This window comes from Nocardia amamiensis NBRC 102102 (genome assembly GCF_001612745.1).
Taxonomy (GTDB): Bacteria; Actinomycetota; Actinomycetes; order Mycobacteriales; family Mycobacteriaceae; genus Nocardia; species Nocardia amamiensis.
This window is the reverse complement of record NZ_BDBA01000061.1, coordinates 1-10870: the sequence shown is the minus strand read 5'-3', so window position 1 is coordinate 10870 and position 10870 is coordinate 1. Positions and strand designations below refer to the sequence as shown.

Annotated in this window: 13 protein-coding genes; 7 read left to right on the top strand and 6 right to left on the bottom strand. The window is 63.7% G+C overall.

Going from position 1 to position 10870, the window contains the following annotated elements; translation table 11 throughout:
* Positions 1-67 precede the first annotated feature (67 nt).
* Complete coding sequence (locus NA4_RS14115; protein WP_067469878.1) at positions 68-727, bottom strand: phosphate signaling complex PhoU family protein; 660 nt, start codon at positions 725-727, stop codon at positions 68-70.
* 390 nt (positions 728-1117) lie between these two features.
* Between NA4_RS14115 and NA4_RS14110 the strand changes: the two genes are divergently transcribed.
* On the top strand, positions 1118-1513 hold the full coding sequence (locus NA4_RS14110) for a nitroreductase/quinone reductase family protein (RefSeq protein WP_067469875.1): 396 nt from the start codon (positions 1118-1120) through the stop codon (positions 1511-1513).
* Between the two features lie 38 nt (positions 1514-1551).
* Here NA4_RS14110 and NA4_RS14105 read toward each other — a convergent pair whose 3' ends face one another.
* The 3 genes from NA4_RS14105 to NA4_RS14095 all read right to left on the bottom strand — a co-directional run bounded on the left by NA4_RS14105 (position 1552) and on the right by NA4_RS14095 (position 4052).
* Positions 1552-2757, bottom strand: a complete 1206-nt coding sequence (locus NA4_RS14105) for a helix-turn-helix domain-containing protein (protein WP_169811039.1) — start codon at positions 2755-2757, stop codon at positions 1552-1554.
* A gap of 181 nt (positions 2758-2938) precedes the next feature.
* Complete coding sequence (locus NA4_RS14100) at positions 2939-3154, bottom strand: DUF397 domain-containing protein (RefSeq protein WP_373862789.1); 216 nt, start codon at positions 3152-3154, stop codon at positions 2939-2941.
* A complete protein-coding gene (locus NA4_RS14095) occupies positions 3144-4052 on the bottom strand; it encodes a helix-turn-helix domain-containing protein (RefSeq protein WP_067469865.1) in 909 nt (302 codons plus the stop codon). Before NA4_RS14095 ends, NA4_RS14100 begins: the two co-directional genes overlap by 11 nt.
* Before the next feature lie 964 nt (positions 4053-5016).
* On the opposite strand from NA4_RS14095, the gene NA4_RS40355 reads away from it, so the two are divergent.
* The 4 genes from NA4_RS40355 to NA4_RS14080 all read left to right on the top strand — a co-directional run bounded on the left by NA4_RS40355 (position 5017) and on the right by NA4_RS14080 (position 7123).
* Positions 5017-5166, top strand: a complete 150-nt coding sequence (locus NA4_RS40355; RefSeq protein WP_157129002.1) for a hypothetical protein — start codon at positions 5017-5019, stop codon at positions 5164-5166.
* On the top strand, positions 5163-5372 hold the full coding sequence (locus NA4_RS40350) for a hypothetical protein (protein ID WP_157129001.1): 210 nt from the start codon (positions 5163-5165) through the stop codon (positions 5370-5372). Before NA4_RS40355 ends, NA4_RS40350 begins: the two co-directional genes overlap by 4 nt.
* Positions 5373-5443: 71 nt before the next feature.
* Complete coding sequence (locus NA4_RS14085) at positions 5444-5977, top strand: hypothetical protein (RefSeq protein ID WP_157129000.1); 534 nt, start codon at positions 5444-5446, stop codon at positions 5975-5977.
* Positions 5978-6028: 51 nt separating this feature from the next.
* Positions 6029-7123 (top strand): hypothetical protein, encoded by a 1095-nt coding sequence (locus tag NA4_RS14080; RefSeq protein ID WP_067469856.1) that lies wholly within the window; start codon positions 6029-6031, stop codon positions 7121-7123.
* Positions 7124-7382: 259 nt separating this feature from the next.
* Here NA4_RS14080 and NA4_RS14075 read toward each other — a convergent pair whose 3' ends face one another.
* A complete protein-coding gene (locus NA4_RS14075) occupies positions 7383-8147 on the bottom strand; it encodes a hypothetical protein (RefSeq protein WP_067469852.1) in 765 nt (254 codons plus the stop codon).
* A 203-nt stretch (positions 8148-8350) separates the two neighbouring features.
* Here NA4_RS14075 and NA4_RS14070 point away from each other — a divergent pair, with 203 nt between their 5' ends.
* The gene (locus tag NA4_RS14070) at positions 8351-9442 is read left to right on the top strand and encodes a calcium:cation antiporter (protein WP_067469968.1); all 1092 of its coding nucleotides are present in this window, start codon (positions 8351-8353) and stop codon (positions 9440-9442) included.
* A 138-nt stretch (positions 9443-9580) separates the two neighbouring features.
* Positions 9581-10582 carry a DUF418 domain-containing protein gene (locus NA4_RS14065; protein ID WP_067469849.1) on the top strand — a complete coding sequence of 334 codons (1002 nt, stop codon included), beginning with the start codon at positions 9581-9583 and terminating at the stop codon, positions 10580-10582.
* Here NA4_RS14065 and NA4_RS41385 read toward each other — a convergent pair.
* Positions 10524-10870 (bottom strand): DUF6545 domain-containing protein (locus NA4_RS41385; RefSeq protein WP_218022298.1); only part of this gene is annotated, 347 nt, incomplete at its 5' end. The genes NA4_RS14065 and NA4_RS41385 overlap by 59 nt on opposite strands.

Here is a 10870-nt window from a genome sequence, read left to right as displayed (position 1 = left end):
GCGCTGGGACCGGAATCCCAGCCCCTTGACCGGCGAACGCTCGTGGCCGAGGCGCTCGGCCACGAGCTCACTCGTCCTCGCTGGGCTGGGCGGTCGGGGGAACGCCGGTGTCGAGGAAGCGGATCAGCCGATCAATACGTGCGGTGTGATCGACGCAGCGCTCCATGTGGTGTCCGAGCAATGCGTTGTCGATCGCCATATCGGTGGGCGGCTGGGATGCGGGGTCGCGCAGCGCCGAATGCAATTGCTGGTGGAGCGTTTCCATCGATGGTGCGGCGAGCGTCTCCTCGGACAGCGGTTGCTGACCGGCAACCGCACGTCCTGCCAGTGCCGTATGCTCGGCGGCCAGCTTTCCCATCGCGGCGAGGATGCCCAGGATCGGCTGCGGAGCGACCTGCGCGGGGTGACGCTGATACACCTGATCGGCGACCCGGCTGGCCAGCCACCCGATCCGGGATAGTTCACCGGCGATCTGGATCGCGGTCACCACATGCCGCAGGTCGCGGGCGACGGGCGCCTGCAGCGCCAGCAGTACCACGGTGCGCGCCTCGCACGCGCTGTACATCTTCTGCAGCTGCTCGTCGAGCGCGAAGGCCTCGTAGGTGGCGGCGAGGTCGGCGTCGACCAGCGCATCGGTGACACGCTCGACGGCGTCGTGGGCGAGCGTGCTCATCAGCGTCAAGTCCTTGGTCAACGCAATGAGCTCGGCAGTGAACTGGGTCCGCACCGCCAAATTCTCACCTATCGACCGGCGCGGGGTCGATTCCTTACCGGATGTTCTTCGGTAACGACATAGCCTCGGCGCTACCCCCCTTGCGCTCGCCGTCGTCGGAAGATCGGCGGCCGCCCTTGTTCCGATCGGCGAAATACCTGGTAGTGCAGCAGGTTTCAATTCGCGGCCGGCTTCGACTACGAGCGATCCGTCGGCGTCGATCGATGCGTCGGCGAAATCGCCATGGCGGCAGCTGCGGTGGGTCCCACGCGCAGAGGTATCGCGGCACTGAGCATCGTGGCGTGCGTCATACCAGCTGCCTATCGCGCATAAACCCTGATCAGGCCAATAATTGCCGCGGTGTCGAAGCATGCCGACCAGTAGCGGCGCTGTTACTGTCGCCGCATGCCGAACATGCGCGACATCCAGCATCGGGTAGTGACGGCGTTCCAACGCCGCGTCGCCAACCCGATCACTCGCACCGTGCCCATCCAGACTCTGCTGGAAACCACCGGCCGCGTCAGCGGTCAGCCGCGCGTCACCCCGATCGGCGGAAAGAAGATCGGCAGCGAATTCTGGCTCGTCTCGGAGTTCGGCGAGCGCTCGCAGTACATCCGGAACATCAAGGCGGACAACCACGTCCGGCTACGCCTGCACGGGCACTGGCACACCGGCACCGCGCACCTGCTGCCCGACGACGACGCCCGTACCCGCCTGGCCTCCCTGCCACGCGCCAACAGCGCGGCAGTCCGATTGGTCGGCACCGACTTGCTCACGGTGCGGATCGACCTGGACGACTGAACTGGGCGACCGACTCGACCGGCGCGTCCCGGGTTGACTCAAGCCGAGTGAACGTAGGCAACCAAGGTTTCCCGCATGTCTCCCGCAACCGAGGAATCCGGGAAGTGCTCTGCCAGTAGCCCTTCCAATTGGTTGAGACGCTTGCGCACCCACGAGAAATGAGCACTGATCGGGTTCTCCAACACTGGCGATACAGCGGCAATACTGCCGTCCAAGTCGCCGAGGCGCGCGCTCGCGGACGCCAAGTAGATTTGAGACAACATCTCGTCACCGGGGGACCGCTGCACTCGCCACGCGGCAATTGCTTCCTCAGACGCCTGCACAGACTTACGGAGCGTCTTCTTGTCGTCCGCCCACATTAGCGAAAAACCCCGATAGTAAATCTGTTTGGCTGGCGTGAATGTGAACAAGCCGGGTATTTCGTCCGGTCCCGCTGCGTCCCGTGCACGCTCGGCCTGGTCGAGCAGTTCGAGCGCCCGCGCCGAGTCGCCAAGGTTCGCGACCGACGCAGCCAGACCGCACAAGAGCCGGGGTTCGGCGGTGCCGGTCGAGTGCGTGACGTACCTCAGCCCGTCCGTTGCCGCGTCTCGTGCGCGTTCGAAATCCTTCACGAACCGGAACGCCAACGCTTGTGTACCGCGCGCCCATGCCCTCAACTGGTCGTGGTCCGCCCGGTCGCCGAGTTGGAACGATGCTTGTGCGTGAACGCGCGCCGTGTCCGCCTGCCCAAGGTCGAGCGTCAGGTACGACAACACTCCACACACACGGCCGAGCGCTATATACAGCTCGCGTATCTCGTCTGGCCGGTGCGCGCCCAACTTGATACGTCGCACCAACTCCGCGCGAATGTCCATAGCTCGACTCAGGGTTCGGTCATATGACTCGAACCGGGCGTTGCGGGCTACGTCGATGATGCCGGATTGCATATCGTCCAGCGGCACCGCGTCCGGTTCGGCTAGAAGCGCCTCGGACTCCCTCCGCGCCTGGTCGAGCATCCGCAACGTGTCATTGCGCCGCGCGTGCTCGGCTTGGTCCGCATCCCACGCCGAGATCAAGGCGCCACCTGCGTTGAGCGCCCTGTCCACGCGCTCGGCCCATCCGCGATCTTTCGGCCAACGTCGCCCCGCTTCAATGTTCGCCAGCTGCGAGTAGTCGCAGAACGTTACCGCTGCAAGTTCGCGCAAGGTGAGTCCGCGTTCGGTCCGTAACTGCCTGAGCGTACGGCCGGTTCTATCTAGTTCCATCCCGCACAATCGTTGCTCCGCTGACGGCATCTCACACCTCAAATGCGGACCTGTCGCTTGAAACGGCTTAGTCCAGCACACATGCACTCGCTCGTGCTGATGTTTAAAGTGCCTGGCCAGAGCAATAAGAAGCCCGGCGGGGCGTCGCATCAAGGCACCGGACGGACTTCGCGGTGTGGCGCTACGGGCGTTTGAACTCGCCATCGACCACGCCAGCGGTGAAGGCATCCCATTCGCCAGGCGTGAACACCAGTGCCGGGCCGGTTGGGTTCTTGGAGTCCCGGACACCGACCATGCCCCCGTCCAAATGCGCGACCTCTACGCATTCGCCGCTGCCCCCCGAACTGTGGCGTGATTTGAACCACTTCGCCCCCGTCAGGTCGACTTCAGCGTTCACTGCCATAACTCCTTGCTAGCTCTCTCAATAGGGTGCGGCTCGCGCGGGCATCCATAGTCGCTCCGGCCAGCGTACGGAACGTGTGCCGACAGCGCTGCACGTCCTCGCGCTTCTCTAGATACGCATCCCCCGTGTAGCTCTCTGCGTAGATGACAGATGGTTCCACTGGTCTGCCTTGTGAGTCCTTCGGGAAGGTCATCACAATGAACGGGGTGACGAGCCTGCCGGTTGGCAGGCCAGCTTCCTGCCTGAGTATGCGTAGCTCGATGTTGTCACGCGTACTCATGTCCGCCGCGTGTCGGCACTGATCGGCCATCACCTGCGGGTTGCCGACGATCGTCCGCAGTGCGTTCTCGTGTATCACGGCCGTGAGCTTGCACGGGTTCCGGGGCCGCGTGAGTAGATGCTGACGCCGGGCGCGAACTGCTGCCAATCGCTCCAAGTCCGCCTCCGAGACTTGAGGCTGTCTGGCTCGGTTCATGGCCTGCGCGTAGTTGTGAGTTTGAAGCAGACCGGGGATGATGAGCGGCTGAAATATCGCCAATTCGTTTGCGGTAGCTTCAAGTTCGACGTACGTGTTGAACTTCGGCTCCAGTACGTCACTGTAGGCTCGCAGCCAAGAACGGACCGGGGCCTGTCCAGCAAGTTCCTTCCACGCCACAAGATCTTCCGCGTCGACCCCGTACAGTCCGCCCAGGGCGTCAAGGTCTGTCGCTCTGACCGTCTTGTTGCGCCCGTTCTCCAGCCTGCTGATGGTTGCGTTACCCCAGCCGAGTGTCCGCGCTGCTACCTCCAAGCTCAGGCCCGCCTGCGTCCGTGCATCTCGTAGCAATCGGCCCAGTTGCCTACGCGGCAGGGTGGTTTCGGTGTCTTCTGGCCCGTCATCGTCTTCGGTCACCCCGTGCGATCCCCTTCCGCGTTGCGATGCAGCTTCCTTCCACAACGGAAGAAGCGTAGCTCTGTCAGGGGAAGGCTTGCTGCGCTTTCGCGCGACTTTCGCGACCCGGTCGCACCGCGCACCAAACATCGGCCCTTGACAACATCCTGTTCGCATGGCAACGACTACCCGACTCGACAAGGCGCAGGCCGATGCGATGGATGTACGGGCATGCGGAGCATCAACGAGCGGTCCGGGAGATCGGCAAATGCCGAATAACGGGCTTCCGCAACGAAACCCGTTCGTCGGTCCACCTGCCGCGCTGGCGGTCGATGTCCCTGCCGATGTTGTCCAGCGGTACCTGAACGCCCTACACGAGTGGCAACCCGAGCAGACCCCCACCGACCAACCTGACCAAGAGACCTAAAGCCGATGGAGCACACACCTTTCGGGGACACACCCCGGTCCCGCTGCCACTTCTACCGGCGTGTGTGTGATCTGCCCGCAGTGATCGACCCGCCCGAACTGGGACGCATCATCATGCGATCGTCGCACGTGGGGGCACTGACCATGCCTGCGCCATTGGGTCGCGCAGTCAGAGACGTGTTGCGGCGGCGTAGAGATGCGCTAGGACCGATCCTGGCGCATCCTCGCTCGAACAGGTGGACGTATCTGATCAGACCCGATCTTCCCGAGGACACGAAGCTTTTCGCCGAGTTGTTCCGTATCAACGTGTCGATTGTCGGGGAAGGTGGGACGGTCGCGTTGCCGTCGCCCACGGCCGAGTCCGGTGCGGTGCGGCATTGGATCGAGGCACCCCGCGACCGGTTCCGTCCGTCCGGACTTCTTGTCGTGGACTGCATCCGGGCGTGTGGCGGTCCGGGTAGGCGTTGGGCGGTCACCCATGTGTGACTGCACGGTTCCGCTGTCGCGGTGCCGATGGTGGAAGACAGCAGACGGCGCACCCAACGGGCAGCGTGGTTTCGTGACGCACGTCAGATGCCCGGACAGCCGACATTGCCTGCGCCTGGTCCCGCTGGTCGACGGCACGATCAGCGAGCACGACCGCAACATCGGTGGTGTCTGCCCGTGGATCGGGTTCCGGGTGGTTGATGACCGGAGGAATACGCGATGACTTCTCCGCTACCGAACGATCCGGATGTGCATCTGTCGGTGTTCCTGCACGGCGCACGGTTCGACTTCGCTGCCTGCCTCACTGCCGCCCTGATGTTCGTTCAAGAGCATCGGGAACGTCACTACATCGACGCCGTGAACATCCTCCCTGACAGCCCTGAAGGCTGGCCCAGATTGCCATGTGAACGGCTGTATGTCGAGCGATGATTGTTCCTTGCCCGGTGACCGTGCACGCGCGACACTGACCAGTTCGGACCATGACGAGAAGCGAGGTAAACGTGGGGAATGACGAGCAGCTGACCATGGATCTCGGCGTACCCGTCGAGCAGACCGCATGGGGAAAGTGGGTTGATCCGGACCGCCGTAAGGCGCAAGCCCAGATGTTCATGGACCATGCAGGTATAAGCCGCATTCCGTCCGAGCCGTGGCCGGAAGGCTCGGCGGAAGTGAAACGGCTGGACCCGATCGTTGCGGAGTTGTTCCCGGATATGGTTACTGCGATGGCTCCCGAGAACGCCGATATGGCCGATGCTTTCATTTGCTTCATCGGCGAATGCTTCATCAAGTTCGCGGGGGCCGCATGGATCGAATACGAATGGCCCGGCAGAGAATACACCTTCTATGAAGGCATAAATCCCGCACTTCGATTCGACACAGACGATGAAGATGAAATCACGGCATGGTACCTGATGGACAGCATGATTGGATACAACCCCGAAGATCACGAAGGGATGTTCTCGGATATGGCCGCAGCCATACGTGAATATGCGGGTTATCACGACGAGAAGCGTAGAGAAGATTCCCGCGCGTAACGTAGTCATTCACCTCCAGTCAACTGCTTCACGCCTCCGGGGGGCGCGGCAATGCCCGAGTACGATAGGGACCGGCATAACTACAACAACAACGCGCGTGGCAGGATATTTGAAAACGGCGCCGCTCAGTACTTTCGCGACCGTGAAAACGGATACGTTCAGCAGTCGAGAATTTTCAAGGTCCCGAATGTAGGTAATATTAGGTTCGACAAGATCAGAGACGACCGAGGGCTGATCTTCACGATTGAAGAGAAGTCTGGGAGGATGGAGAGTAAGAAGGATAAAAAGCAGCTGGAGGTTGTTCGAGCGCTTCTCGGCAAGGGTGAAATACAGCAACACGTACTCCGGACCGTCGAGGGCGAATACAGGTCGCCGGAAGTGCAGAAGCTTATCGACGGTTTAGTCCGCGACTTCAAGGAAAAGTTCACGCATCAGGTCATCCCTCGACACGTTGCCCGCGAGATTTGGGCGATCGGAATGCAAAGGGAAACGGGTAAACAGCTCGAATTGCCCGGTGTTCGCGAGAAGGCGGGGCAGGAAAAGGCGCAGGAGCTACAAAAGCGGAGAGATAAAATCGCGCTGCTGGCGAAGGCGCGCGGGCGGGCCGAGAAGTTCCGGAATATGCTGCGATTCCGCGATGGTGCTACCCGTGGCCGAGCGGAAGCCCCTGAGCGAGTCGAGCGTGACCGGCAGGCACAAGAACAAGCCAAGCTAGCCAGGCAGGCGCGCGAAACACCGGGTGTAGGGGTGGAACGTGAGGCTGCCGAGAGGGTGGCGCGAGAATTCCCGGTGCCCAATCAGTTTCAGGTGCGGGAAGCTGCCGATGCCGGGGAACAGGCAGTCCGAGAGGCAGCCGACGCCGCGGACCTGGAGCGTGCGGCAGCCGACGCCCGCACGGCGGAGGAGAAAGCGCGCGAAGAAGCCCGTATTGCCCGCGAGGCAGCCGACGACAAGGAACGCGCGGAAGAACTTGCACGACTGCAAGCTCGGGGAGTGCCGCCGGAAGTGGTGAAGCTTCTCGAACTCGGCCAAGCGCAACCACCGTCAGCGGCGGTGCGAGAGCACCCTGGTCATGCGCCGGGCGTGGTGCGAGGCGGCACCAGGCACGGACCGGAACGCTCGCGTGGAATATCTCGCGACCTATAGCCGAGCGTCCACCCGGTTGGTCGGTGGGCGGCCGTAGATGCAGGATGCGCCAGGTAGGGTCGCGCGGCCGGGGGAGCCGTTCGGTTCGCTGGTGCTCGCGATCGTGGTGGCCGTGATCGAGGTGGCAAACATCGAGGTCTCTTGGCCTGTTGTGGTTTAGGTACAGGAGAGACCCGCGTACCTCGAGAGGCTGAGCCGCGGGGCCGATTCCTGTGCAGACAGGCCCGGATTGCGGATGCCATCGGCACAGCGGAGGCGGTTATAGCATTCCGGCGGCTTCGAGTTGGTTCAGGATCTCCGACACTCGCGTGTGAATCTCTTTCAGGCTGGAGACAAGCGGCACGTCGTCAGTTGTGTCGGGCACGTCCACGACGACAGTTGCCCTGAGTCGGTTGTTGTAGGTGAGCCTGGACTGGGTTACGCCAGGGCGAAGTCTCAGACGGAAATGCTTGAAAACGGCTCCGGGCACAAGTTCGTGGACCGCTAGACCGGGGATGTCCACGACTTCGTAGTCATCCGATGGCGCGAAAATAAGCTCCGCCCGGAAATAGTTGGTGACGAGCACTTGGCGGTGTTTGTCGCGGTTGACGAGCTTGCAGAGAAGGCCTAGTGGGTGGTGTGTCGGCTCGGGATCGTTATAAGGCTGATGGTGGACAATTATCGCTGTAGTCGTGGCATCGAAGATCTCCTGAACGCGTATCTCCTTGCCCTTACTGTCGGTGCGGCTCAGCAAGGTTGGGAAATGCTCCGAATGCGGATAGACGGAATGGTCGAGCGCGGCCCGTAGGTTTGTGAGTGCATCGCCTGTGATCAGTGCCCAATCGTCGGGTACCTCGGAGACGCTTACGGCCGCTACTTGGCAGTCGACCTCGTTCTCGTATTCGGTGCTGGGGGAAAGGTCGACCCGGACCTCGACGGGGTTCGCCTCCTGGTATTCCGAGATCCTGCGTTCGAGGTCGGTGATGTGGTGATTTGCGCGGGCAAGCTTGTGCCGTGCGCTTGCGATGCCGGTAATACCGTTCATACTTTCGAGCCTACCGACAGTGCTGGAGTCGGCGGCGCATGCTCATCTCTGAACTTCGATCTCGAATCATCCCGATCGACGGACGACAGATTGGGAAGGGAGTTCTGGCTCGACTCCGAGTTCGGCGAGCGCTCCCAGTACAAGCGAAGTAGAGATTGATCGCCTGACCGGGATCCGAACAATTTGCTGGGACGATGGTCGGCATGATCCGTGTGTTGGCTGCCCGCTGGACCGCTCTCGTACCGATCCTCGCGTTTCTCGCTCTCGCGGCCACGTGGGGCCGCGGTCTGCCGGGTATCGCGGTGGTGATCGTGGTGGTCGCGTTGGTCGGGGCGGTGCTCGCGGCGGTGCATCATGCGGAGGTGGTTGCGCGGCGGGTCGGGGAGCCGTTCGGTTCGCTGGTGCTCGCGATCGCGGTGACCGTGATCGAGGTCGCGCTCATTGTCACGCTGATGACGTCGGGTGGTGACAAGACTTCCACGCTGGCGCGTGACACGGTTTTTGCGGCGGTCATGATCACGTGCAACGGCATCTTCGGTCTTGCCCTATTGGTCGGCGCGGTACGCAGGCGGGTAGCGTTTTTCAACGCGGAGGGCACCGGCGCCGCGCTGGCCACGGTCGCGACCCTGGCCACGCTCAGCCTCGTGCTGCCGACCTTCACCACGAGCAAGCCCGGCCCGGAGTTCTCTCCGGCGCAGCTGGCCTTCGCCGCGGTCGCCTCCCTCGCGCTGTACGGCTTGTTCGTCATGGTGCAAACGGTGCGCCATCCGGATGACTTCCTGCCAGTCGAGGCCGACGGCGTCGTCACCGAGGATGACGAGTACGCCGAGCGCCCCGGCGTGCGCTCGGCGGTGAGCAGCCTCGCCCTGCTGTTCGTCGCCCTGATCTGCGTGGTCGGGCTGGCGAAGGTGGTCTCACCCGCGGTGGAGTCGGCGGTCGACTCGGCGGGTCTGCCGCAATCGGCGGTCGGTGTGGTGATCGCGCTGGTGGTACTGCTGCCGGAAACACTCGCCGCCGTCCGCGCCGCCCGCCGCGACCAAGTACAGATCAGCCTCAACCTCGCGCTGGGTTCGGCCATGGCGAGTATCGGGTTGACCATTCCGGCCATCGCCGTGGCGAGTATCTGGCTGGACGGACCGCTGGTGCTCGGACTCGGCGCGACCCAGATGGTTCTGCTGGCCCTGACCGTCGTGGTGGGCGGGCTCACGGTGGTGCCAGGACGGGCGACCCTCTTGCAAGGCGGCGTCCATTTGGCTCTGTTCTCGGCCTTCGTGTTCCTTGCCGTCAGTCCCTGAGCGGTCGCTCCGGGTACTTGGCCGCGTATTCGCGGTGTTTTCCCAGCGCTTCGGTAGCGGCGACAGAGTGGGAAGTCGAGTGCGACATCTCCGCTGGAGATCCCGGCGCCGGCGCGGCTGCTCGATACCGTGAGATCCATGCACAACGAGCCGGGCCCGCTACGCATCCCCGAGGTGGACGCGATACGGGGTTTCGCGCTGTGCGGGATGCTGGTGGTGACCATCCGGCAGATCGCGGACATGGCCGCGACGGACGAGACCGGCATGGTGATTCCGGTGGGGCACGCGCTGACGGTGGTGTTCGAAGGGCGGTTCTTGCCGATCTTCTCGTTCGTGTTCGGGCTCGGCTTCGCCGTGCTGCTGGACCATGCGGCCGAGCGGAGCGAGCGTCCGCGACTCGTGCTGGTCCGCCACTTGGTCGTGCTCGGCGTCATCGGCCTGATCCATCAGCAGTTCCAGCCGGGGGAAGCGCTGTTGCCGTACGCGCTGGTCGGGTTGGCGATCCTGCTGCCTGCGGCGGTGCTGCCGAATTGGGTGGTCCTGATCGCGGGCCTGGCCGGCACCGTCGGCGTGGCGGCGGCCTTTGGTGGCGAACTGGCTCTGGTTCCCGGGTTGTTCCTGCTCGGCTTGGCCGCCGCTCGCGCCGGGATCGTCGAGACCATGGGCCGGCGGGGTTGGGAGATCGGTGTGGTGTTCGTTGTCACGCTGCCCGCGGCGGTGGTGGCGGCGAGGTGGGAATACCGGACCCCGTATCTGGATTTGTGGTCGACTCCCGCCGCGGCGGTGTCGGGTCTGCTCGGCGCGCTTGCCTACCTGACCGGATTTCTCCTGCTGCTGCGCATCGAACCGGGACGGGTGTTGTCGGAGGTACTTCAGCCGCTGGGCCGGATGGCCGTGACCAACTACGTCGGCGCCACGGCGCTGATCCTGCTCGCCGAACCGCGCCTCGGGCTGTCCGGCTCGACCGACTATGCGGCGCTGCTGGGTTCCGCAGTCGCGATCATTGTGGGACAGGCACTGTTCAGCGCGGTGTGGCTGCGGTTCTTCGACTACGGTCCGCTCGAATGGGTGTGGTGGTGTGTCACCTCGTGGGCGGTGGTGCCGATCTATCGTGCGCGGGTGCCGAGCCGCCGGTATTGACCTCGCCGGCGCCGGTCTCCAGCGCGGCCAGCGTGGCGGGAACCAGCGGCGCGGTGTCGAATTGGACGGCGACCTCGACCAGCCAGGCCAGCTCGCCGGCGAGCGTTGGCTGGCTCGGCTCGGTGAAGGATTCGTCGTCGAGGGCCGGTGGCAGGCCCAGCCGGTAGGCCCGCAGCGCGGCGGCGATGCGCGCGGCTTCGATCGCGGCCGCCCGTGTGCGCTCCGGGACCGTCAGTTCGGTCGCCAGACGCTCGGCGACCATGGTCGCCTCGGCAGACAGATGCGGCT

Coding starts and splice junctions, on each gene's coding strand:
- NA4_RS14065 (WP_067469849.1), top strand. CDS start 9,581: ATGCACAACGAGCCGGGCCCGCTACGCATCCCCGAGGTGGACGCGATA.
- NA4_RS14070 (WP_067469968.1), top strand. CDS start 8,351: ATGATCCGTGTGTTGGCTGCCCGCTGGACCGCTCTCGTACCGATCCTC.
- NA4_RS14105 (WP_169811039.1), bottom strand. CDS start 2,757: ATGGAACTAGATAGAACCGGCCGTACGCTCAGGCAGTTACGGACCGAA.
- NA4_RS14080 (WP_067469856.1), top strand. CDS start 6,029: ATGCCCGAGTACGATAGGGACCGGCATAACTACAACAACAACGCGCGT.
- NA4_RS40350 (WP_157129001.1), top strand. CDS start 5,163: ATGACTTCTCCGCTACCGAACGATCCGGATGTGCATCTGTCGGTGTTC.
- NA4_RS14075 (WP_067469852.1), bottom strand. CDS start 8,147: ATGAACGGTATTACCGGCATCGCAAGCGCACGGCACAAGCTTGCCCGC.
- NA4_RS14110 (WP_067469875.1), top strand. CDS start 1,118: ATGCCGAACATGCGCGACATCCAGCATCGGGTAGTGACGGCGTTCCAA.